Genomic DNA, 22,201 nt, shown 5'->3' with positions numbered 1-22,201 from the left:
ATTATAGCCTCCTAGCCTTTCTTTTAGCTGCGGCAGCCTGGAATTTGGCATCCTGGTTCTGATTGGCCTTTTTGCGGCGTACCGTCTTGGGGTCAATTAATAAGGGGGAATAAAGCTCTAAGCGATCACCGTTATAAATGGGGCTATCCCAGTCCTTGCGCTTGCCAAAGACCCCAAAGCAGCCTTTTCTGGCCAAAACAGGGTCATCCGGACCAACTGCAATACCAGCCTTAATTAATGCCAACCCCACAGTAGCCGACTCACTGACCCCCAGGGCGAGCTTGAAAGGTCTAAGGATTGGCTCGCCTTGTCTTGCATCACAAAGGACAATGTCAAGAATGCGCTCAGCCATATAAATCCTCAGCACGCTTTACAAAGCAATCCACAAAAGTGCCTGCAATGTGCCCAAAAACTGGGCCTATGATCTTGTCAAGAATGACACTCTTAAATTCCCAATGGAGCTTGAACTCCACTTTGCATGCATCTTCTTTTAAGGGAATGAAATTCCATTGGCCGGAAAAATGCTTAAACGGGCCATCTACAAAGACCATATCAATGGTTTCCGGGCGGTGGTTAACGTTCCGGGTATGAAAGTACTGGGTGATGCCCTTGAAATGAATATTGATTTTGGCATCCAAAACAGTCTCGGTCTGTTCAAAGATCTCCACCCCGCCACACCAAGGCAGAAACTCGGGATAGCGGGCGACATCGGTCACCAAGCCATACATGCGGTCGGCTGATTGGCCAATTAAAACGGTCTTGTAGACGTCTGCCATAATCGATCTTGAGAACTAAATAAATATGAGTATCGTCGATAACAAAAAAGCCTTCTTCGATTATTTTATCGAGGAACGCTTCGAGGCAGGGCTTGTATTGGAAGGCTGGGAGGTTAAAGCCATCCGCGCAGGTCGCGTGCACATTAAAGAAGCGTATGTTGTCATTCGCAAGGCGGAGCTATTTCTGATTGGTTGCCACATTACCCCCCTACTATCAGCCTCCACCCATATCGTTCCAGACAACACGCGCACTAGAAAACTCCTGCTCAATGCGATTGAGATCCGCAAACTGATTGGTAAGGTGGAACAAAAGGGTTACACCTTGGTACCACTCAACCTGCACTTCTCCAAAGGGAACGTAAAGTGTGAAATCGGCCTTGCCAGAGGCAAAAAACAGCATGACAAGCGCGCGGCGACTAAAGAGCGGGAGTGGGAAGTGCAAAAAGGTCGCATCGCCAGGGGTGATTTGAACGCTTAATTCCCCAAAAACTGGGGTAGACTGGCCTTAGGGCTAATATTTGAGCATTTATGCACTTTTATGGTGCGAATCAGCACCAAGCCGCTTCAAATCCCAATATCCAATCCTTTTAAAGGCATTAGTTTGATAACTATGAAATTGCCTTTTGACGAAATGCTCGACGCCGCAGGCAAAGCGCGTCCCCACTACCAAATTTTCCACAATTGGTTAAAGCAGCAATCCGATACCCTGATGGGTCTCAAGCGCGCTGAAGCCGACCTCATCTTTAGACGCGTTGGCATTACCTTCGCGGTCTACGGCGATGATCTGGGGTCCGAAAGAACCATTCCATTTGATCAAGTACCCCGCATCTTTACGGCCAAAGAATGGGAGCAACTCGAGGCAGGACTCCGCCAACGCGTCAAGGCACTTAACCGCTTCATCTACGACGTCTATCACGACGAAGAAATTATCAAAGCAGGAATTGTTCCTGCCGAACAGATTTATAACAATGCGCAATATCGCCCTGAGATGCGCAACGTTAGCGTGCCAAGAGACATCTACGCACAAATTGCAGGTATCGATATCGTGCGCGCCGGCGAAGGTGAATTCTATGTACTAGAAGATAACCTACGTGTTCCTTCTGGCGTTTCTTATATGGTTGAAGATCGCAAGATGATGATGCGCCTTTTTCCCGATCTCTTTCAGAAGTACCGCATTGCTCCTGTTGAGCACTATCCAGATCTTTTGTTGGAATGCCTCAAATCCGTAAAACCGGATGATGTTAAAAAACCAAACGTGGTCGTACTAACGCCTGGCATGTATAACTCCGCATACTTTGAGCACAGTTATCTCGCCCAACAGATGGGCGTCGAACTAGTGGAAGGTAAGGACTTGTTTGTGAAGAACGAGCAAGTCTTTATGCGCACTACTCAAGGACCTGAGAGAGTCGATGTAATCTATCGCCGCGTCGATGATGATTTCTTGGATCCACTAGCATTTCGCTCAGACTCTACTTTGGGCGTTGCCGGGTTGCTATCGGCACATCGCGCAGGTAATGTCACCTTAGCCAATGCGATTGGTACTGGCATTGCCGATGACAAGTCAATCTATCCATACGTTCCCGAGATGATTGAGTTTTATCTTGGCGAAAAGCCAATTCTCAATAACGTTCCCACATTTCAATGTCGCAAGACAGATGACTTGGCATACACCTTAGCCAATCTAGATAAGTTAGTGGTAAAACTTACTCATGGTGCTGGCGGCTATGGCATGTTGGTTGGCCCAGCATCCACTAAAGCAGAGATCGAAGAATTTAGAACACATCTCATTGCCAACCCAGACAAATATATTGCTCAACCTACCTTAGCGCTCTCAACCTGCCCTACCTTTGTAGAGTCAGGCGTAGCGCCAAGACATATCGACTTAAGACCCTTCGTGCTCTCCGGAAAAACCATCAAGATGGTTCCCGGTGGTTTAACTAGGGTTGCACTCAAAGAAGGTTCTTTGGTGGTGAACTCCTCCCAAGGTGGCGGAACTAAAGATACCTGGGTATTGGAAGAGTGAGAGAAGAGTAAGAGGAACCAGAGAAAATGTTAAGTCGTACCGCCGATTGTCTTTACTGGATGGCCCGCTATACCGAGCGCGCAGAAAATACTGCCCGCATGCTCGACGTAAACCATCAGACATCCCTTCTTCCACAGCCTGCTGAGTTTTTAGAGCAAAGCTGGAAGAAATTACTAACAATCTCCAAGCTGGAAGAAGCTTTTCTTAGTAAATACGACGTTATCAATCGCGAGAATGTCTTGGATTTCATGATTTATGAAACCAGCAATCCCTCCAGCATTGTTTCCTGCTTGTTTGCCGCTCGCGAGAATGCGCGCGTCATTCGCGGGAAGATCACTTCTGAAGTGTGGGAAACACAAAACACCACTTGGCTTGAGTTACAACGCATCCTAGAGGCGCGTCATCAAGCCGATCCAAGCAGATTACTTGAATGGGTGAAACACCGCTGCCATCTATTTAGAGGCGTTCTCTATGGCACGATGCTGAAGAATGAAGCTTTTTACTTTATCAGCGTGGGAACTCTATTAGAGCGTGCCGATAACACTGCGCGTATTTTGGAAACCAAATATGAAGATCAGGCCGCTCTAAAAGTATTAGGCGCTAAGAAATCATCGGAAGAAGGGACCGACGGTGAGTTCTTTGATTTCTATCACTGGGCAGCCTTACTGCGCTCAGTGTCAGCGTTTGAGATCTATCGCCAAATCTACTCCGACCAAGTAACCCCAAAACAGGTTGCTGAGTTATTGATATTCAACAAGCAAATGCCGCGATCATTGGTGTGCTGCGTGAATGAATTGATACCCTTGATTTCTGAGGTCAAGAATCAGCAATCCAAAGAAATTGAGCGCTTACTTGGCAAACTCAAAGCAAGTTTGGAATACTCAGATATCGATGAAGTATTTGAGCAAGGTCTAGAGGAATTTATTGAAGCTTTCTTAGAGCGCATTAACCATGTGGCCGATGAGTTCAGTAGCGCCTATCTCATACCATTGGCCGTTGCCTAAGAAACCCTATATATATGAATCTTAAAATTCGCCATCGCACTGAGTATCGCTACGAAACCCCAGTGCGCTACTCTATTCAAGAGTTGCGGTTAACGCCGCAGACAGTTGCTGGGCAACAAATCGATAAGTGGAAAATTAGCACTCCAATCAAAGCATCCAATTCATTGGATAGCTTTAATAATCTTTGCAGTGTCTTTGTCCAAGAAACCCCCTACACCTCAATGATGATTGAAGCTGAGGGTGAAGTTCATACTCAAGATGCCTTTGAGTTTATCGATGATGCTAAGGCAGTTTCACCTTACTACCTTTTGCAACAGACCAACTTAACTGAGCCAACAGAAGAAATGTTGGACTATTTCTCTTACAGCCTTCCCAAGAAAAATTCAGTTGATCAAGTACTTAAGCTTGCTGAGGCCGTTCAAGGTTTGATTGTCTACACTCCAGGACAGACTAACTTTGCCACTACTGCCGCCCAATCCTTTGCCATGAAATCTGGCGTTTGCCAAGATCATGCTCATATTATGTTGAGCCTATGCCGCGCCTCCGGAATACCGGCTCGCTATGTCAGCGGCTATTTCTTTGCGGAAGAATCGCCAAATCTTGCCAGTCACGCCTGGATTGATTTCTGTAGCGACATTGATAAGGGCATCTGGACAAGTGTCGACATTACTCACGCCTGCCTAATTGATTCAAGGCACATTAGGCTAGCTATTGGTCGCGATTACTACTCTGCAGCCCCGGTAAAGGGTGTTCGCACCGGCGGCGGGGGCGAAGAGCTTAGCGCCACAATCTCCATTCATCAACTAGCTTAGGCCCGCCTACTTTTTAAGAGATAATCTCAAGAAATAATGAAGAGGGTTTGGGAATGACGTATTGCGTTGGGCTTTGCCTTAAAGATGGTCTTGTATTTTTATCAGATACCCGCACAAATGCAGGTGTAGATCAAATTGGCACCTTCAGAAAAATGACCTTGTTTCAGAAAGACAAGGATCGTTTCTTTGTTTTAATGAGTGCCGGTAATTTAGCGATCACCCAGGCAGTCAAAGAAATTCTTTTGCAGGGTCAATTGCTTAATGGCATGAATCTTTGGACAGCCGAGAACTCCCATGATGCTGCGGTTGTCATCGGCGACGCCATAAAGCAGGTTTACGAACGTGACCACAAGGCCCTTGAAAAAGCTGGTATTGATTTCAACTGCAATCTCATCTTCGGCGGCCAAGTAAAAGGTGAAAGACCACGTCTATTTAATATTTATTCAGCAGGCAATTTTATTGAAGCCACTCCTGAGACCTGCTATTTCCAGATCGGCGAGTCAAAATACGGCAAACCCATTCTAGATCGCGTACTGAACTTCAATACGTCGCTCAATCTAGCAACGAAGTGCGCCCTGATCTCAATGGATTCAACCCTAAACAGTAATATTTCCGTTGGTCTGCCACTGGATTTACTGGTTTATGAAAAGAACTCCTTGAGAGCTGACAAGCTGGTGACTATGGATGAGTCGAACCCCTACTTCCAAATGATTCATCAGCTATGGGGTGAAAAGCTCCGCGCTGCGTTTAACTCTATCTCTGAGCCAAGCTGGAGTGGTGCAAATAAGTCGAGCGCAATTTCAGCGCCAGCAAAAAAGATGGGTGCAGTACCACTGCATCGTCAGCCATCTAAACCTAAACCCAGTAATGCCAAGAAAGCTGTACCAACTCGTACCGTTAAAAAGTCTGTCAAACGAGTCAGTACAAAATCGAAGGCAAAATAAACTGTCAAGCGCTAAACAAAAGGGCCTAGATTTCTCTAGGCCCTTTTACCTCTACTTCACTTTTCTGAAATTAGGCTTTTAGGTTTTTACCCAACATCTCCCAGGTAGCTACTACGCTATCTGGATTCAATGAGATTGAAGTAATACCCTTCTCAACCAACCAACGCGCAAAGTCTGGGTGATCAGAGGGGCCTTGACCGCAAATACCAACATATTTATTTTGCTTGCGACAAGCATCGATAGAGCGAGCAATCATGAACTCTACCGCTGGATCACGCTCATCAAAGTCAATTGCCAGCAACTCCATACCGGAGTCACGATCAAGACCAAGAGTAAGCTGGGTCATATCGTTAGAGCCAATTGAGAAGCCGTCAAAGTATTCAAGGAATTGATCAGCCAAAATTGCATTTGATGGAATCTCGCACATCATGATCAGACGCAATCCGTTGACGCCACGCTTGAGGCCAAACTTCTCCATCATATCGATCACACGCTTAGCTTGATTGATCGTACGCACGAATGGAACCATGATTTCTACGTTATCCAAGCCCATGTCTTCACGTACACGCTTCATCGCAGCGCACTCTAATGCAAAAGCTTCGCCAAAATCTTCGGATACATAACGTGAAGCGCCACGGAAACCCAACATTGGGTTTTCTTCATCAGGCTCATAACGTGATCCACCAATCAACTTCTTGTATTCGTTTGACTTAAAGTCGGACAAACGCACGATGACTGGTTTTGGATAAAAGGCTGCAGCAATAGTAGCCACACCCTCAACCAATTTATCTTCGTAGAACTGACGTGGGCTAGCATAGCCACGCGCAACGCTTTCTACTGCACGCTTAAGATCTGGATCAATGTTTGGATATTCCAACACTGCACGCGGATGTACGCCGATATAGTTATTAATAATGAACTCAAGGCGGGCCAAACCAACACCAGCATTCGGGATCTGGCAGAAATCAAATGCCAACTGAGGATTACCAATATTCATAGTGATCTTGACTGGAATCTCTGGTAATACGCCGCGAGACACTTCAGTTACTTCAGTTTCGATCAAGCCATCGTAAATATGGCCTTCGTCACCCTCAGCACAAGAAACGGTCACCATCATGCCATCCTGCAAATGCTCTGTAGCATCACCGCAACCAACAACTGCTGGGACGCCAAGTTCACGCGCAATAATCGCTGCATGACAAGTACGACCACCACGGTTAGTCACAATTGCAGAGGCGCGCTTCATTACCGGCTCCCAGTTTGGATCGGTCATGTCGGCAACCAATACATCGCCCGGCTGGACACGGTCCATCTCGCTTGGATCGCGAATGATGCGCACAGGACCTGCGCCAATCTTCTGACCAATCGCTCGTCCTTTTGCCAATACCTTTGAGCTACCCTTTAACTTGTAGCGCATTTCTACTTGGCCGGCAGCCTGACTCTTCACAGTCTCAGGACGAGCCTGGAGAATATAAATGCGACCGTCCTGACCATCTTTACCCCACTCGATATCCATTGGACGACCGTAGTGCTTTTCAATGATCACTGCATATTTAGCCAACTCAGTAATATCCGCATCTTCCAAAGAAAAGCGATTACGTTTCTCTGGGGAAACGTCTACTGTTTGCACTTTTTCAGCCGAGCCCTTAGGGGCAAATTGCATCTGAATTAACTTAGAACCCAAAGAGCGGCGAATGATTGCCTTTTTATCTTTGGCTAAGGTAGTTTTGAAAACATAAAACTCATCAGGATTCACGGCGCCCTGCACAACAGTCTCGCCCAAACCATAGCTTGAGGTAATGAAAACTACATCCTCAAATCCAGACTCAGTATCGAGCGTAAACATTACGCCAGCAGCGCCCAAATCAGAACGCACCATGCGCTGAATACCGGCAGATAAGGCTACTTCAGCATGGGCAAAGCCCTTATGAACACGGTAGGAGATTGCGCGATCGTTGTACAAAGAAGCAAATACTTCACGGATCTTCTTAAGAACATCATCAATACCCTCGACGTTCAAGAAAGTTTCTTGCTGACCTGCAAATGAAGCATCTGGCAAGTCTTCAGCGGTAGCCGATGAACGCACAGCAAAAGAACCTTTTCCTGAGTCGTCTAAAACTGCAAATGCTTTGCGAATCTCTTCATCCAGCTTTGGCTGAAATGGAGCAGTTTCAATCCAATTACGAATCTCGGCACCAGCTTGAGCAAGCGCACGAACATCGTCAATATTCAAACCCTCTAAACGCTGTTGAATGCGCTCAGTGAGATTGTTGTGTTTTAGAAAGTCACGAAATGCCAATGCGGTAGTAGCAAAACCAGTAGGTACACGAACACCGGTTGAAGCTAACTGAGAAATCATTTCACCTAAAGAAGCATTCTTACCGCCGACTGATTCGACATCAGTCATGCGAAGCTGCTCAAAAGGCAATACATAGGCATCTGCAATGTTGCTATTTTGTTGCTGTTGGTTGGACATAAAATACTCTCAAAAGATAAGGAAACTGGTGTAGCGGGCACTCTAAATGGGCCATGCTTTAATATGATTCTATTGTAGTGCTGACCCTGACTTTTGAGCCAAATCCATGTCCAACGAAACCCGTATTGTTTTTATCGTCTCTGACGGCACCGGCATTACCGCCGAGAACTTCAGCCAGTCGATTTTGGCCCAATTTGAGGCCACTTTTAAGCACATTCGCATCCCTTTTGTGGATAGCGTTGATAAAGCCCATGAAGCTGTTAGCAGTATTAACCAGGCATTCAATAAATACGGGGTTCAGCCCATTGTTTTCACCACTTTGGTGAATTCAGAGCTCAATACGATCGTTGGTAAGGCGAATGGCCTGATCCTAGATATGTTCCAAACTTTTGTGGCGCCACTAGAGGCAGCTTTGGGCATGAAATCTACCCACGCCATGAACCGCCTTCACCACAATGCGGATACCGAGGCCTATAAGAATCGTATTGAAGCAATTAATTACTCCTTAGCGCACGATGATGGCCAGTCTAATCAAAACTTGGCAGAAGCAGATGTCATCTTGATAGGCATTTCACGTGTTGGAAAAACACCAACGAGTTTGTATCTTGCAATGCAGTATGGATTAAAGGCTGCAAACTATCCCTTGATTCCAGAAGACTTTGAACGTGGGCAGTTACCCAAGGACTTAGTCCCTTATCGCCAAAAGATTTTTGGTTTGATGATTGATGCTGAACGCTTGTCCGAGATACGCAATGAACGTAGACCAGGTAGCAATTACGCAAAATTAGAAAACTGCCGTTATGAAATTAATGAAGCGACGGCGATGATGAAAAAGCAGTCTATTCCCTGGGTGCTCACAACCAGCAAGTCGATTGAAGAGATCGCCACTACGGTGCTGCAGGCAATCAAGTCAGATAAAACAATACTGGGCTAAAAGGCTTGCAGTGATTGCCTAACTACGTCTGACTCTTAGGGTTTCAAATAGGCAAACTGCTGCTGCTGTAGATACATTGAGTGATTCCACGCGTGGATCAATTGGAATGGACACACCTTTGGCTTGAACCAATAAATCGTCGGATACTCCCTGCCCTTCACTACCCATCACCCAAGCAACCGGATGCAACAACTCCTTCTTTAGCGAGAAGAGGTCTTGCTCGGCGTCCGCTGTGGCCGCCATTAAAGGCGCAGTGACGGCACTCAATACCTGTTGATTTGTCCAGCCTTCGTATAAGTCGAGCAAACGATGAGCGCCCATGCCAGCCCGCAATACTTTGGTAGACCAAAGATGCGCACATCCTGATAAGGCGATCACTTTTGTAAAGCCTGCTGCTGCCGCAGTACGCAATATGGATCCCACGTTACCTGCATCTTGCACGCGATCCAAAATTACGACATCCCCGTCTAAAGTGGCAATAGATTGTGGTGGAGTGAGGGTGGACTTGGGCAATTCGAGCAAACCAGCGATGTGCGGCGCATTCACTAAGTCACTCAACAGATCCCAGAGCGCACTATCCAACTGATATACCTTGGTGTCAGGACAGATTTCAATATGGGAGTAGACCGCTTCAGAAATTTCTGCATTATGAAGACCAACTTCTGAAGTGAGTAATGTCTTTAAGCTGGGGTCGCCCACCCAGGTTTGTACCAGGTGGATGCCTTCCAGCAACGCCTGGCCACTTGCAAGTCTAGCCTTCTGCCCTTTAGAGCCTGTAGCTTGTAAAAGACGAACCTCTTTAAATAAAGGATTCTCTTTTGAGGAGATGATGTCAAAGCCCATTCTTAACCTGTAGTCGATTCAAGCACTTTACGCACCGGAGAAAAACTTCGTCTATGTTGATCGCATGCGCCGTACTGCTTGAGCGCTGCAAAATGTGCCTCAGTTGGATAGCCCATATGTTGCGCAAACCCATATTCTGGATGACGCTCGTGTAGTGCCATCATTTGATGATCACGCGTTACCTTGGCAACTATCGATGCCGCAGAAATTGCAGGTTCTTTAGAATCACCTTTCACAATTGCCTCTGCAGGGATCGGCAACTCGGGACAGCGATTGCCATCTATCAAGGCTTTCTCGGGCCAAGCGCCCAAACGAATTGATAAGTCCTCAATGGCGCGACGCATTGCCAACATAGTGGCCTGCAAGATATTGATCTGATCAATCTCCGCCGGGCTGGCTTCACCAACGCCCCAAGCCTTTGCCTTTTGTATGATTTGCTCATAGAGATATTCGCGGCGTGCGGCAGTCAATTTCTTTGAATCTTTGAGGCCCTCAATGGGATTGCTGGGATCTAGCACTACAGCGCCAGCAACAACCGCACCAACCAATGGTCCCCGCCCTGCCTCATCAACACCGCAGACCCAAATGAAGCTCATGAGCTGACTCGCTTATTTCGAGCGTTGTCAATTGTCTGAGCGACTGCTTGCGCAACCAATAAACCGGTAGGGCGACGAAGCGTTTCATGCATCTGGGTAAAACGCTCTTTTAGCTGAGCAACCTTTGTCGGATTTTCCAACCAAGCTTGTACAGCATTAGCTAATTTTTCTGGTGTAGCATCATCTTGTAGAAGTTCTGGCACAACAAACTCACCGCATAAAATATTTGGCAAACCCACGTAGGGTAGATAGCCTTGCCGTTTCATGATTTGGGCAGTCAACCAAGGCACCTTATAAGAAATTACCATGGGCTTTTTCCATAACGCCGCCTGCAATGTTGCGGTACCACTGGCAATGAGCACCACATCGGATGCCTCGAGTACTTCATCAGCCATACCATCGAGCAAATGAATCTGAATATCTGCATTCAAATTCTTTGTCTTTAGCAAAAGTTGTTCAAGAGGCTCGCGCAAACGTGGCGTAGCTACTGGAACTAAGAAATGAAGCTTTTGCCCCTGATATCTTTCTGTCAATAGCAACATCGTTTCAAAAAAAACTGGTGCAATCAGCTCAATCTCCGACCCACGACTGCCAGGAAGAACAGCAATAACAACTCCATCAAGGGAATCACTTTCTTTGCGCAGCGCTTTAGCAATCTTTTGTCTGGCCCCCTGCATATCAGGCTCAGAAGGTATTTCACTCGCTAACGGGTGACCCACATAAGTTGAGGCAACACCAGCACGGTCATAAATCTCAGTCTCAAAAGGGAAGATGCAAAGCATGCGTTCCACTGCTTGTGAGATCTTCTTAATTCGTCCTGCTCGCCAAGCCCAGATTGAAGGCGATACAAAATGCAGGGTTGGAACGCCTGCCTTACGCAACTCCAACTCAACGCCTAAATTAAAATCAGGCGCATCAATACCTAAGTAGACATCTGGACGGCCTTCATTGAGTAGGTTTTGAACCAACTCTTTGCGTAACTTCAAAATAGCTGGAAGCTGTTTAATAGCCTCAACATAACCACGAACACTCAAGGTTTCCATTGGCCAGTCAGAGCGCATTCCCTCAGCCTGCATGCGGGGGCCACCGATACCATAAACCTCAAGACCGGCCATATCCGGTATTTGATTTAATGCACTGAGCACTGGCGCAGCGAGTAGATCACCAGAAGGTTCACCTGCTACACAAGCTAACTTTGGCAAAGTAGTTCCGTTACCGAATGATGCCGCGGGTTGAGGCGGCAATAAAGTCATGGAATTGCGCTAACTTTTCAGCAGTAGCAGCATCTGCCGAATGAGCGGAAACCATCTTTTGAATCTCGACTTTTGCTTCCTCAAAGCTCAGGCCATCCTTATACAAAACTTTATAGGCCTGACGCAATGCAGAAATCGTTTCGCTTGAGAAACCGCGACGCTTTAAACCCTCAACGTTGATGCCATGAGGAGAAGCTTTATCCCCAGCCGCAATAACAAATGGCGGGATATCTTGTACTAAAGCAGAGGCACCGCCCAACATGGCGTGCTGACCAATACGAACAAATTGATGTACGCCCGACATGCCACCCATAATGGCCCAATCATCAACCTGAACATGGCCAGCGATCTGTGCATTGCTCGAAAAAATCGTATGGTTACCAACCTGGCAATCATGAGCGATATGGACATAGGCCATGATCCAATTGTCATTACCAATCCGGGTAATACCCAAATCTTGAGAAGTGCCCGTGTGAATCGTAGTGAACTCACGAATCGTGTTGCGATCACCAATGATTAATTGGGTTGGCTCACCGCGGTACTTCATATCCTGCGGAGCTCCGCCAATCGCTGCAAAGTGCGCAAAATTATTCTCTTTACCGATTGTGGTGCAGCCCTCAATCACGGTATGAGACCCTACTTTTGTACCGGCGCCAATTTTGACGTTAGGACCAATAACAGAATACGGGCCAATCTCAACATCACTAGCTAGTTCGGCCTTGCTATCTACGACAGCAGATGCATGAATCCTTGTCATTACGCGCCTTTCGTACGTACCGCACAAGTAATATTCGCTTCAGCAGCAATTTCTCCATCGACAGTAGCCTGTACTGCAAATTTATAAATGCCGGCACGACCACGCTCTAACTTGGCAGTCATGATTAACTGATCGCCAGGCAAAACTGGCTTTTTAAAACGAGCACCGTCAATTCCCGCAAAGTAATAGATTGCATCTTCCGCACGCTCTTCTGAGAAAGTCAACAAAGCAGCTGTTTGAGCCAAGGCTTCAATAATCAGCACCCCAGGCATCACCGGAAAATCTGGAAAGTGCCCTTGAAAGAATGGCTCATTCATCGTCACATTCTTTAATGCGGTAATACTCTCGCGTGGGCTGATCTCCAATACGCGATCCACCAATAAAAATGGGTAGCGATGTGGCAGCAACTTTAGAATCTTGTTGATATCGATTGCAATTGGTGTGCTCATATATGACCCGCTCAAAAGTTAATAGTAATTTTAGATACTACAGAGCTTTATGCCTCTGTATTTTTGTTTTTATCCAGCAAACGTAGACGTTGACGTATTTTATCTAGGCCCCGCAAAATGGCCGCATTTTTCTCCCAAGCACTATGGAGCATGGATGGATATACACCCGTAAAGTGCTGTCCTGGCTCAGTGATGGAACGAATGATCGATGTATTGCCTGAAACCGTTGTTCTATCGGCAATGGTGAGGTGGCCTGCAAAATTTGCTGCGCCACCAATAATGCAGAAGTTACCAATCTTGGTACTTCCAGAAATAGCAGCACATCCCGCGATCACACAGCAATTACCAATAATGACGTTATGCGCAATCTGCACTTGATTGTCAATCTTTGTGCCAGCCCCAATTACCGTATCACTCATCGCTCCACGATCAATCGTTGTAGAAGCACCAATTTCTACATCATCGCCAATCACCACTCGACCTGTTTGCGGAATCTTGACCCACTCACCACCGGTTGCGGAAAAATCTGGAGCAAAGCCAAAGCCATCAGCACCAATGACCGCACCACTATGAACAATGCAGCGCTCACCAATTTGGGTGCCATGATAAATAGAGGCGGATGGATAGATCAATGTATCGCTTGAGACAACTGCATCTCTAGCAATAGTTGTATTTCCAAGCACCGAAACTCGCTCTCCCAATTTCACCCCCGGACCAATCTGCACGAAGGGGCCAATATGGCATGAAGCAGGAACGATTGCGCTCGCGTCGATTGCAGCACTCGGGTGAATACCGGGAGCATAAAGTGGCGCACTAGCCTTAGCAAAGTGTTGCGCCATTCTGGCAAAAGATGCATACGGATTTTTTGCAACAAAGTAAACACGCTTAGCCGAATGAGCGCTTGGGTTTGCCTGCAAAAACTCCAAATCTGATTTACTAACGATCAAAGCACCGGCAGAACTATCGCTAGCCTGCTGTCGATACAAAGGATTTGAAAGGAAAGAGATTTGATTGGATTGAGCTCGCTCTAGCGGAGCTAAACCAACAAAACTGAGGGATGCCTCCCCCACCAAGCTTGCTTGAAACTGTTCGGCCAGCTCGATGGCGGTAGGCATAAAACTTATTTCTGGCTATTTAAAGCCTTGATAACATCATCAGTGATATCAGACTTTGGACTTACGTAAGCAGCCTCTTGAACAATCACATCAATTTTGCGCTGTTCGGCGATTTGCTTGAGAACTGAATTAGCTTTCTCAGCAATTTTTGCACGCTCTTCGAATGTACGTTGATTGAGATCTTCAGTAAATTCACGTTGCTTGCGTTGCAATTCGCGATCTTGATCAGCTAATTCACGTTGACGACGAATGCGATCTGCTTCGTTCATTACAGCAGCATCACGATCAAGCTTTTCTGCGGCAGATTTAATTTTTTGAGCGCTGTCGCGCAAATCATTCTGGCGCTTAGTAAATTCATTTTGCAAGCGAGTCTGCATCGCTTTAGCCAAATTAGATTCGTTAAATACTTTTTCTGAGTTCACAACAGCAACTCGAGTCCCTGCATCTTGCGCAAATGTCTGAGGCATAGCAATTGCCGAAACAGCGGCAATAACGCCAATTTGAATCCATTTTGAAGATTGACAAAGCTTCATAAAACTTTCCTTAAACAATTAGAACGCTGTACCCACTTGGAACTGCAAACGCTGAATATTATCCGTTGGCTGAGCTTTATACGGTATACCGTAACTAAACTTCAAAGGCCCCAGGGGTGATATCCATGATAAACCCAATCCATAGGAATATTTTAAGACCAGATTGATATTTTCTCCGAATGCATTACCACCGTCGACGAAGGTAAACAGGCGTAAGGTTTTATCAACGCCAGAACCTGGAACGGGGAAGGTGTACTCAACGTTACTCACGATCTTGGACTGGCCGCCAGTTGGTTGATACGCGCCAATAACAGTGTTGTAGTACTGAGGTCCAAGGGATCCAGGCGCATAGCCGCGTACAGAACCGATACCGCCCACATAGTAATTCTTAGTAATAGGGAACGGCTTGGAACCATATGCCTCACCATAACCCACCTCACCATTAAAGGACAAAATATTTCCTTTGGAGAAGGAGTGATATTTCTGGTACTGGCCATACAAACGATAAAAAGTCAGATCACCCACAGGAGTTCCAACCTCGCCAGATAGTTGCTGCAAAGAACCTTCGGAAGGTATCAATGTACTGTCGCGACCATCGCGAGCCCAACCAACAGTTAAAGGTACGTTATAGGTTTGCAGGCGACCAGGTACCGTGCCACCAAAACTGGTTACATAGTTTTGATAAGGGATCGGTGTGTTGGTAGTTGCATAAATACTAAACACCTCAATACCAGTACCAAAGAAAACACGGTCTACTTCGGTATAAGGAACACCAAACTTGATATTTGAACCAACAGATTTAATTTGGTAGTCAGGATCGCCAACGTAGTAAAGCGGCTTAGATGATCGGTAGTACAAATCGGTATATCGACTAATGCCATCTTCTGTGAAGTATGGATCGTAATTAGAGAGCGTCAGATTTTGGGTGATCTTACCCAGGGAGGCATTGAGGCCAACTGCAGTGCCCGTACCGAATGCATTATCTTGATTGACACCTGCCGACAAGATCAATTTTTCAGTAGAAGAAAAGCCTGCACCAATAGTGACTGCGCCAGTCGGCTTTTCAGTAACTTTTACGTTCACATCAACCTGATCGGGTGATCCAGGAACATCTTCTGTAGTGATGTCTGTTTCAGTGAAGTAACCCAAGCGACCTAAACGTTTTTTGGATAAATCGATCTTTTCACTGTCAAACCAAGAGCTCTCAAACTGACGCATCTCACGACGAATCACCATATCTCGGGTTTTCGCATTTCCGTTGATCGCCACTTGTCGTACATAGATACGACGGCCAGGATCCACAACTAAAGTTAAATCTACTTCAGCCACATCTCTACGAATGTCAGGCTGAGGATTGATAGTTGCAAACGCATAGCCATAAGAACCCAATATCTCGGCAATAGCCTTTGTGCTCTCCGTTAGGCGGGCTGATGAAAAAGTATCGCCAGGCTTAAGGGTGATCAACTGCATTAACTCGGCTTCTTTGCCCAAAGTTTCGCCAGCTAAACGCACTTCTTTAACTGTGAATTTTTGTCCTTCGCGAATACTGACAGTAAGGTAGATGCCCTTCTTGTCTGGCGTAATAGAAACTTGAGTAGATTCAATCACAAACTCAAGATAGCCACGATTCAGATAGTAAGAGCGAATTGTCTCTAAGTCGGCTGTTAATTTTTGTTTTGAATATAAATTGTCTTTGCTATACCAAGATAACCAGCCGCCCGTTTTGAGCTGCATTTCACCCTTAAGAGTGCTTTCACTAAAGACTTCATTGCCAATAAAATTAATTTCCTGAATCTTGGCAACAGGACCTTCGTCGATATTGAAATAAATCGCCACCTGGTTACGCTCAACTGGAGTAACCGTTGCCACCACTTCAGCAGCAAACATACCCTTGCCTACATACTGGCGCTTCAATTCTTGCTCAGCCTTATCAATCAAGGCCTTGTCATAGAAACGCGCTTCAGCAACGCCAACTGTTTTCAAAGATTTGCGAACAATCTCAGGGTCAAATTCTTTCATCCCTGTAAATTCAATTCTAGATATCGTAGGCCGCTCTTCAACAATCACAATCAATACGCTACCTTGCGCCTGAATCTGAACGTCTCTAAAGAATCCAGTGCTATATAAAGACTTAATTGCCTCAGCACCCTTCTCTTCGGTAAAAGTCTCACCAACTTGAACAGATAGATAACTAAATACAGTGCCCGGCTCAACTCGCTGCAGCCCCTCTACGCGAATATCTTTCACAACAAAAGAATCTGCCGAATAAACGTTCGAGCTAAAGCCAACAGCAACCAGCAATACCAGTTGAATGATGAAACGGGCAGAAATACGCAAAGGAGAGGTCAGAAAATTCAAGGCGAAAAATAGCGTTGTAAATCGTTAAACAAGGCCAGCAGCGACAGGGAAATCAGCAATAAGAAGCCCACTTTCTGGAGCTGCTCTTGCATGGAAATCGGAATCCGCTTACCAGCGACTAACTCCCATGCATCATACAGGAGCTGACCCCCATCTAACATCGGGAAAGGGGCTAAATTGAGTAGTCCAATGCTAATACTCATAAGTGCCAAAAAGGCTAAAAATGGCTGCCAGCCCACTTGAGCAGTCTTGCCGGCCATCTCCGCAATACTGAGGGGGCCGCCTAACTGCTTTACCGAGGTTTCCCCAGTCAATATTCCCAGCATTAACCTTGTGGAAACTTTAGAAATAAGCCATACCCTTTGTGAGGCATAGGATAGGGCCTCAATTGGGCCCAGCTGCAGCATCTGCCAGTCTGATAATGGGGTTGCCTTGGGTAAAACTCCAAGCCCCATTAGAGGGTCTTTTTCCGGGGTCAATCTAGGCAATTCAGCCGTCAAAAAGACTTTTGTATGTCGACCGCCAGTTGGAGTCTGAATTTCCAATGAAAATCCATCCCCACCTGTGACCGCGTCCATTAGCAACCAACGCAAGGCATTCCAACTGGGAACAGGCTCAAATTCACCAGAAAAGTGCGCAGATTCAGTATCAGCACTCAGTTTTTGCCACCCAATCACCCTATCCCCCTCAGCCAATCCCAACTTAGCGGCAACCGAGCTTTCTGGGGGAGCCTGCAAAACAGCAGGTAACTGGGGGGCACCGGATATATAAATCATTGCAAACAGAATGACCGCCAGAAAAAAATTGGCGAACGGGCCTGCGGCAACAATCAGGGAGCGCTGCCACAGTGGTTTTTTATCAAAGGATTGTGATTCTTCTTCTGGAGTAATTTTTTGCTGAGCATCACGCCCATCTAAAAGTTTGACATAGCCGCCTAGTGGAATGGAGGCCAGCACCCACTCTGTTTTATTGCTAGCGTGATAAGTAAAGATCGGCTTCCCAAATCCAACTGCAAATCTTAAAACACGCACTCCGCAGCAACGTGCCGCCAAAAAATGTCCGAACTCATGAAAGCTCACTAGCAATCCAAGCGTGACAATAAAAGCGGCAAGTGTAATCAATGCTTGCAAATAAATTCCTTGGCAAGCTTTCTTGCACGAGCATCAACTTCCAAAATAAACTCCAGGGAGTCTGCATTTGCAGCTGAGATTGCGCTCAAAGTCTTTTCCACTACCTCAGGGATGCGAAGATAAGGTAAGCCTTCATCCAAAAATGCAGCGACAGCCACTTCGTTAGCGGCATTTAAAACGGTAGGCGCAATGCCACCCGCTTTTGCTGCAGAAAATGCTAAAGACAAACAGGGAAAGCGCGCTAAGTCAGGCTCAGAGAAACTCAAAGCAGCTAACTGAGTCAAACTCAATGGCGCTACACCAGCCTCAATGCGCTCTGGCCATGCAAGACCATAAGCGATTGGTGTTCGCATATCGGGCTGACCCAATTGCGCAAGTACAGAACCGTCGCGATAGCGCACCATTGAGTGCACTACGCTTTGTGGATGTATTAAGACTTTAATTTTTTCCAATGGCAAACCAAACAACCAGAATGCCTCAATCACCTCAAGACCTTTATTCATCATGGTCGCTGAATCAACCGAGATCTTGCGACCCATCACCCAATTGGGATGTGCGCATGCTTGCTCCGGAGTAATGTCTGCCAATTGTTCAAGTGGAGTATTTCTGAATGGTCCGCCAGAAGCCGTTAACCAAAGCTCTTCAACACCCAAACTTGGATTAGGGTTTTTAGTAAATTGATTTGGCAAGCACTGAAAGATTGCATTGTGCTCACTATCAATCGGCAACAGTTCGCCGCCACCCTGCTTCATTGCCTGCATGAATAAATCACCAGACATCACTAAGGCTTCTTTGTTGGCAAGCAATACTCTTTTGCCAGCTTTTGCAGCCGCCAGTGCTGGCACCAATCCGGCCGCGCCGACTATGGCTGCCATGACGGTGTCACAGTTCGATTCGGTGACAGCAGCAACCAATGCCGCTGGCCCATATAGCACTTGCGTTTTGATTTGCTTATCGAGCAATAACTTACTCAGGCTAGCGGCACCATTGACGTCCGAGACAACCGCGATAGCAGGTTTAAATTCGGCGCACTGCTCTGCTAATTTCTCGATCTGCTTACCAGCAGTTAATGCAACAACCTTAAAGCGATCTGGATGATTGCGAATGACATCCAAGGTGTTCATTCCAATGGAACCAGTAGATCCGAGGATGGCAACTTGCTTCACAGCCATTACACCAATCCTGCTAATAAGGCTGCAATAGGCATTGCTGGTATCAAAGCATCCACACGATCTAATACGCCGCCGTGGCCTGGCAATAAATTGCTACTGTCTTTTACCCCTGCCAAACGCTTGAGTTGGGATTCAAATAAATCACCAAAAATGCTGAACGCCGTTAGCACAGTAACCATCAAGAACATAGCTACCCAACCAAAACGAATGGCCCAAGCACCAAACAAGGTAGATTCAAAAGGCAAGAAATAAACACATAAGAATGCGTAAACATAACAAAGCACTAAACCACCAATTGCACCCTCAATCGACTTACCTGGGCTAATTTGTACGGCGAGCTTGTGCTTGCCAATAGCCTTGCCAACAAAGTAGGCGCCAATATCTGCTACCCAAACTAAGGCCATGCTGCTTAATAAAAAGATAAGTCCTAGTTCGCGCAAAAATACTAGAGCAAACCATGTGGCTGGAAGCAAAATTAATCCGAGCACCACATAAAAAGGTCGTAACTTTTGCAAAGACAGATTCATCCCTTTTGCCAAGATAAAGGGCGCAATAAAGAACCAGAAGATCACAGCCAAGAGCAACAAGGCAAGCTGCCAATCGGCGTTTTGCATGCCCAGTAAAAATAGAATAGTCAGCAGACATAGTAGTGCGTATAACCATGCTGCGCGCTCTGCCCCAGGATTTAATAAACGACTCCATTCCCAAGCAGCTGCCAACAAAGCAATGAGAAAAAATGCACCGACATAAATTGCGGGCAATAAAAATAAGATCGGCAACAACACCGCCATAAGAACTAAGGCGGTAATGATTCGGGTTTTTAGCATGGGGGGATAGGCTTAATAACGAACTACATCAAACTGCATCGCTCATCACTTGCGAGGCAAGCTGAGCACTGGTACGGCCAAAACGGCGCTCGCGCTGACTGAACCAGTCAAACGCCTTGTGTAATTCGACCTCATCGAAATCAGGCCACAAAACATCGGTGAAATACAACTCTGTATAGGCCAGCTGCCATAACAAGAAATTGCTCACGCGCTGCTCCCCACCCGTACGAATAAATAAATCCGGCTCTGGAGCATAAGACATTGACAGATGAGGCTGCAGCAATTCTTCGGTAACTTGCTCTGGCTTTAAATTTGGATTTGCCGTCAAGCATTGACGCATCGCCTGCAAAATATCCCAGCGACCACCGTAGTTTGCGGCAATGGTAAAGGTCAAGCCTTTACAGCCAGCGGTCTTTTTCTCAGAAAACTCGACCATCTCTTGAATCGCACTGTCAAAGCGACTTAAATCGCCAATCAAGCGCAAAGCAATATCGTTTTCAGCAAGGCGCGAAACTTCGCCTTTTAAAGACTTCAAAAATAACTTCATCAAGAAACCCACCTCTTCAGGTGGGCGACGCCAGTTCTCAGAACTAAAAGCAAATACCGTTAAGTACTCAACACCAAGCTTGCGACATTCTTGAACAATTTTTCGAACAGCTCCCAAGCCTTCTGAGTGCCCCGCGACACGAGGCATCATGCGCTTGCTTGCCCAACGTCCATTGCCATCCATGATGATTGCCACATGGCGAGGTATGGCACTTGCCTCTGGAATGGCTAAGGTTGAACTGGAGTGTTTGGTCATCAGAAACTGAAAATTCAATCGGGTATTAAACCGTCATGATCTCTTTTTCTTTTTCAGCAATGATCTTGTCGATATCTACCACTGCTTTATCAGTCATCTTCTGAATGTCGTCAGTTGCACGACGTTCATCATCTTCAGAGATTTCTTTATCTTTCGTTAAGCGCTTAAGGTGCTCATTAGCATCACGACGTAAATTACGCACAGCAATCTTCGTATCTTCGCCTTCGCTCTTAACGACTTTAGTGAGTTCGCGACGACGCTCCTCGGTCAAAGCCGGCATTGGTACGCGAATCACGGTGCCTTGTGACGCAGGATTTAAACCCAAGTCAGAATCACGAATTGCCTTCTCAACTGCTGCAACCATCGTCTTTTCAAACGGTTGAACATTGATGGTGCGGGCATCAGCCAGGCCCAAGCTGGCAACTTGGCTCAGCGGAGTTGGGTTACCGTAGTAATCCACATGAATGTGCTCCAGAATTCCTGGGTTGGCACGACCAGAGCGAATCTTCGCCAAATTGGTCTTCAAAGCCTCGAGAGACTTTTCCATCTTTTGATTGGTATTGGTTTTAATTTCTGCTGCAGACATCAGGCCCCCTATTAAACATGTACCTTAAACGTGCACCAAAGTACCTTCAGATTCACCTTGCACTACACGCATTAATGCGCCTGGCTTGAGAATCGAAAATACTTTGATTGGTAATTTGCGGTCACGGCACAACGCAAATGCAGTTGCATCCATGACTTGTAGATTTTTGATTAAAGCTTCGTCAAACGTAATCGTTTTATATAAAGTAGCTGTTGGATCCTTCACTGGATCGGCACTATAGATGCCATCAACTTTAGTTGCTTTGAGCATTACCTCAACACCCATCTCAGCACCGCGCAGAGCGGCTGCCGTGTCGGTAGTAAAGAATGGGTTTCCAGTGCCAGCAGCGAAGATAACTACCTTACCCTCACCCATTGCACGAATAGCGCGCGGACGAATATACGGTTCAACGACTTGATCCATGCGAAGAGCGGACTGCACGCGCGCCTCAACACCTTTTTGACGCAACGCATCTTGCAGCGCCAAGGAATTCATCATAGTTGCCAACATACCCATGTAATCAGCAGTTGCACGATCCATACCGGCGGCACCACCTGCAACACCGCGGAAAATATTTCCACCACCAATCACGATCGCTAGCTCTACCCCGCTATTCACCACTTCGGCAATTTCCTTGACCATGGAATCAATAGTGACTGGATTGATGCCGAAAGCATCGTCACCCATAAGGGCTTCACCAGATAGTTTTAGGAGGACTCGTTTGTAGGCTGGCATGTTTTTTATTTTCCGTAATTTGCCAAGTAATTAACTTACTTAGCTTATTGATCTTTAAGCACTTTTTAATATCTCA

The 22,201-nt window shown here is 46.3% G+C and carries 23 protein-coding genes; 6 read left to right on the top strand and 17 right to left on the bottom strand.

Going from position 1 to position 22,201, the window contains the following annotated elements:
* Window position 1: 1 nt before the first annotated feature.
* Together C2745_RS02795 and C2745_RS02790 are read right to left on the bottom strand one after the other, a co-directional pair.
* Entirely contained in the window at window positions 2–352 is a 351-nt protein-coding gene (locus tag C2745_RS02795; RefSeq protein WP_215384885.1) for an RnfH family protein, read from the bottom strand.
* A complete protein-coding gene (locus C2745_RS02790) occupies window positions 345–776 on the bottom strand; it encodes a type II toxin-antitoxin system RatA family toxin (RefSeq protein ID WP_215384883.1) in 432 nt (143 codons plus the stop codon). Before C2745_RS02790 ends, C2745_RS02795 begins: the two co-directional genes overlap by 8 nt.
* 25 nt (window positions 777–801) lie before the next feature.
* On the opposite strand from C2745_RS02790, the gene smpB reads away from it, so the two are divergent.
* From smpB to C2745_RS02765, 5 genes are all read left to right on the top strand, one after another.
* A complete protein-coding gene (gene smpB, locus C2745_RS02785) occupies window positions 802–1,254 on the top strand; it encodes an SsrA-binding protein SmpB (RefSeq protein ID WP_068321829.1) in 453 nt (150 codons plus the stop codon).
* A gap of 132 nt (window positions 1,255–1,386) precedes the next feature.
* Window positions 1,387–2,799 carry a circularly permuted type 2 ATP-grasp protein gene (locus tag C2745_RS02780; RefSeq protein WP_215384881.1) on the top strand — a complete coding sequence of 471 codons (1,413 nt, stop codon included), beginning with the start codon at window positions 1,387–1,389 and terminating at the stop codon, window positions 2,797–2,799.
* Window positions 2,800–2,825: 26 nt separating this feature from the next.
* The gene (locus C2745_RS02775) at window positions 2,826–3,803 is read left to right on the top strand and encodes an alpha-E domain-containing protein (protein WP_215384879.1); all 978 of its coding nucleotides are present in this window, start codon (window positions 2,826–2,828) and stop codon (window positions 3,801–3,803) included.
* Window positions 3,804–3,817: 14 nt separating this feature from the next.
* Window positions 3,818–4,615 (top strand): transglutaminase family protein, encoded by a 798-nt coding sequence (locus tag C2745_RS02770; RefSeq protein WP_215384877.1) that lies wholly within the window; start codon window positions 3,818–3,820, stop codon window positions 4,613–4,615.
* 53 nt (window positions 4,616–4,668) lie between these two features.
* Complete coding sequence (locus tag C2745_RS02765; protein ID WP_251368367.1) at window positions 4,669–5,559, top strand: proteasome-type protease; 891 nt, start codon at window positions 4,669–4,671, stop codon at window positions 5,557–5,559.
* Window positions 5,560–5,629: 70 nt separating this feature from the next.
* Here C2745_RS02765 and ppsA read toward each other — a convergent pair whose 3' ends face one another.
* Entirely contained in the window at window positions 5,630–8,035 is a 2,406-nt protein-coding gene (gene ppsA / locus C2745_RS02760; RefSeq protein ID WP_215384875.1) for a phosphoenolpyruvate synthase, read from the bottom strand.
* A gap of 106 nt (window positions 8,036–8,141) precedes the next feature.
* On the opposite strand from ppsA, the gene C2745_RS02755 reads away from it, so the two are divergent.
* On the top strand, window positions 8,142–8,969 hold the full coding sequence (locus C2745_RS02755; protein ID WP_215384873.1) for a pyruvate, water dikinase regulatory protein: 828 nt from the start codon (window positions 8,142–8,144) through the stop codon (window positions 8,967–8,969).
* 18 nt (window positions 8,970–8,987) lie between these two features.
* Here C2745_RS02755 and C2745_RS02750 read toward each other — a convergent pair whose 3' ends face one another.
* The 14 genes from C2745_RS02750 to pyrH are packed head-to-tail and all read right to left on the bottom strand — an operon-like array spanning window position 8,988 to window position 22,125.
* Window positions 8,988–9,812: an RNA methyltransferase gene (locus tag C2745_RS02750; RefSeq protein ID WP_215384871.1), complete on the bottom strand. Its 825-nt coding sequence runs from the start codon at window positions 9,810–9,812 to the stop codon at window positions 8,988–8,990.
* A gap of 2 nt (window positions 9,813–9,814) precedes the next feature.
* The gene (gene rnhB, locus C2745_RS02745; protein ID WP_215384869.1) at window positions 9,815–10,408 is read right to left on the bottom strand and encodes a ribonuclease HII; all 594 of its coding nucleotides are present in this window, start codon (window positions 10,406–10,408) and stop codon (window positions 9,815–9,817) included.
* Window positions 10,405–11,661 carry a lipid-A-disaccharide synthase gene (gene lpxB, locus C2745_RS02740; RefSeq protein WP_215384867.1) on the bottom strand — a complete coding sequence of 419 codons (1,257 nt, stop codon included), beginning with the start codon at window positions 11,659–11,661 and terminating at the stop codon, window positions 10,405–10,407. Before lpxB ends, rnhB begins: the two co-directional genes overlap by 4 nt.
* Window positions 11,621–12,418: an acyl-ACP--UDP-N-acetylglucosamine O-acyltransferase gene (lpxA, locus tag C2745_RS02735; RefSeq protein ID WP_215384865.1), complete on the bottom strand. Its 798-nt coding sequence runs from the start codon at window positions 12,416–12,418 to the stop codon at window positions 11,621–11,623. The genes lpxB and lpxA overlap by 41 nt, the downstream gene beginning before the upstream one ends.
* Window positions 12,418–12,867, bottom strand: a complete 450-nt coding sequence (fabZ, locus tag C2745_RS02730; RefSeq protein WP_215348718.1) for a 3-hydroxyacyl-ACP dehydratase FabZ — start codon at window positions 12,865–12,867, stop codon at window positions 12,418–12,420. The genes lpxA and fabZ overlap by 1 nt, the downstream gene beginning before the upstream one ends.
* A gap of 47 nt (window positions 12,868–12,914) precedes the next feature.
* A complete protein-coding gene (gene lpxD, locus C2745_RS02725; protein WP_215384863.1) occupies window positions 12,915–13,982 on the bottom strand; it encodes a UDP-3-O-(3-hydroxymyristoyl)glucosamine N-acyltransferase in 1,068 nt (355 codons plus the stop codon).
* Between the two features lie 5 nt (window positions 13,983–13,987).
* On the bottom strand, window positions 13,988–14,515 hold the full coding sequence (locus C2745_RS02720; RefSeq protein WP_215384861.1) for an OmpH family outer membrane protein: 528 nt from the start codon (window positions 14,513–14,515) through the stop codon (window positions 13,988–13,990).
* Window positions 14,516–14,533: 18 nt separating this feature from the next.
* Window positions 14,534–16,873 carry an outer membrane protein assembly factor BamA gene (gene bamA, locus C2745_RS02715; protein WP_215384859.1) on the bottom strand — a complete coding sequence of 780 codons (2,340 nt, stop codon included), beginning with the start codon at window positions 16,871–16,873 and terminating at the stop codon, window positions 14,534–14,536.
* Window positions 16,870–18,003: an RIP metalloprotease gene (locus C2745_RS02710; RefSeq protein WP_215384857.1), complete on the bottom strand. Its 1,134-nt coding sequence runs from the start codon at window positions 18,001–18,003 to the stop codon at window positions 16,870–16,872. The genes bamA and C2745_RS02710 overlap by 4 nt, the downstream gene beginning before the upstream one ends.
* Window positions 17,991–19,169, bottom strand: a complete 1,179-nt coding sequence (gene ispC, locus C2745_RS02705) for a 1-deoxy-D-xylulose-5-phosphate reductoisomerase (protein ID WP_215385586.1) — start codon at window positions 19,167–19,169, stop codon at window positions 17,991–17,993. The genes C2745_RS02710 and ispC overlap by 13 nt, the downstream gene beginning before the upstream one ends.
* Window positions 19,170–19,174: 5 nt before the next feature.
* Window positions 19,175–20,002 carry a phosphatidate cytidylyltransferase gene (locus C2745_RS02700; protein ID WP_215384855.1) on the bottom strand — a complete coding sequence of 276 codons (828 nt, stop codon included), beginning with the start codon at window positions 20,000–20,002 and terminating at the stop codon, window positions 19,175–19,177.
* A gap of 28 nt (window positions 20,003–20,030) precedes the next feature.
* A complete protein-coding gene (locus tag C2745_RS02695) occupies window positions 20,031–20,804 on the bottom strand; it encodes an isoprenyl transferase (RefSeq protein ID WP_215384853.1) in 774 nt (257 codons plus the stop codon).
* 25 nt (window positions 20,805–20,829) lie between these two features.
* Window positions 20,830–21,390, bottom strand: coding sequence for a ribosome recycling factor (frr, locus tag C2745_RS02690; protein ID WP_215384851.1), 561 nt, complete (start codon window positions 21,388–21,390; stop codon window positions 20,830–20,832).
* Window positions 21,391–21,414: 24 nt separating this feature from the next.
* Window positions 21,415–22,125 (bottom strand): UMP kinase, encoded by a 711-nt coding sequence (gene pyrH / locus C2745_RS02685; protein ID WP_215348702.1) that lies wholly within the window; start codon window positions 22,123–22,125, stop codon window positions 21,415–21,417.
* Window positions 22,126–22,201: the final 76 nt, after the last annotated feature.

The organism is Polynucleobacter sp. AP-Kolm-20A-A1, assembly GCF_018688315.1.
Classification (GTDB): Bacteria; Pseudomonadota; Gammaproteobacteria; order Burkholderiales; family Burkholderiaceae; genus Polynucleobacter.
Note: the sequence above shows the minus strand (reverse complement) of the source record. Positions and strands in the feature narration are given on the sequence as shown.

Excerpts from the sequence above, each read along its gene's own strand:
- C2745_RS02795 (WP_215384885.1), bottom strand. The coding sequence starts at position 352 with ATGGCTGAGCGCATTCTTGACATTGTCCTTTGTGATGCAAGACAAGGC.
- C2745_RS02790 (WP_215384883.1), bottom strand. The coding sequence starts at position 776 with ATGGCAGACGTCTACAAGACCGTTTTAATTGGCCAATCAGCCGACCGC.
- smpB (WP_068321829.1), top strand. The coding sequence starts at position 802 with ATGAGTATCGTCGATAACAAAAAAGCCTTCTTCGATTATTTTATCGAG.
- C2745_RS02780 (WP_215384881.1), top strand. The coding sequence starts at position 1,387 with ATGAAATTGCCTTTTGACGAAATGCTCGACGCCGCAGGCAAAGCGCGT.
- C2745_RS02775 (WP_215384879.1), top strand. The coding sequence starts at position 2,826 with ATGTTAAGTCGTACCGCCGATTGTCTTTACTGGATGGCCCGCTATACC.
- C2745_RS02770 (WP_215384877.1), top strand. The coding sequence starts at position 3,818 with ATGAATCTTAAAATTCGCCATCGCACTGAGTATCGCTACGAAACCCCA.
- C2745_RS02765 (WP_251368367.1), top strand. The coding sequence starts at position 4,669 with ATGACGTATTGCGTTGGGCTTTGCCTTAAAGATGGTCTTGTATTTTTA.
- ppsA (WP_215384875.1), bottom strand. The coding sequence starts at position 8,035 with ATGTCCAACCAACAGCAACAAAATAGCAACATTGCAGATGCCTATGTA.
- C2745_RS02755 (WP_215384873.1), top strand. The coding sequence starts at position 8,142 with ATGTCCAACGAAACCCGTATTGTTTTTATCGTCTCTGACGGCACCGGC.
- C2745_RS02750 (WP_215384871.1), bottom strand. The coding sequence starts at position 9,812 with ATGGGCTTTGACATCATCTCCTCAAAAGAGAATCCTTTATTTAAAGAG.
- rnhB (WP_215384869.1), bottom strand. The coding sequence starts at position 10,408 with ATGAGCTTCATTTGGGTCTGCGGTGTTGATGAGGCAGGGCGGGGACCA.
- lpxB (WP_215384867.1), bottom strand. The coding sequence starts at position 11,661 with ATGACTTTATTGCCGCCTCAACCCGCGGCATCATTCGGTAACGGAACT.
- lpxA (WP_215384865.1), bottom strand. The coding sequence starts at position 12,418 with ATGACAAGGATTCATGCATCTGCTGTCGTAGATAGCAAGGCCGAACTA.
- fabZ (WP_215348718.1), bottom strand. The coding sequence starts at position 12,867 with ATGAGCACACCAATTGCAATCGATATCAACAAGATTCTAAAGTTGCTG.
- lpxD (WP_215384863.1), bottom strand. The coding sequence starts at position 13,982 with ATGCCTACCGCCATCGAGCTGGCCGAACAGTTTCAAGCAAGCTTGGTG.
- C2745_RS02720 (WP_215384861.1), bottom strand. The coding sequence starts at position 14,515 with ATGAAGCTTTGTCAATCTTCAAAATGGATTCAAATTGGCGTTATTGCC.
- C2745_RS02700 (WP_215384855.1), bottom strand. The coding sequence starts at position 20,002 with ATGCTAAAAACCCGAATCATTACCGCCTTAGTTCTTATGGCGGTGTTG.
- C2745_RS02695 (WP_215384853.1), bottom strand. The coding sequence starts at position 20,804 with ATGACCAAACACTCCAGTTCAACCTTAGCCATTCCAGAGGCAAGTGCC.
- frr (WP_215384851.1), bottom strand. The coding sequence starts at position 21,390 with ATGTCTGCAGCAGAAATTAAAACCAATACCAATCAAAAGATGGAAAAG.
- pyrH (WP_215348702.1), bottom strand. The coding sequence starts at position 22,125 with ATGCCAGCCTACAAACGAGTCCTCCTAAAACTATCTGGTGAAGCCCTT.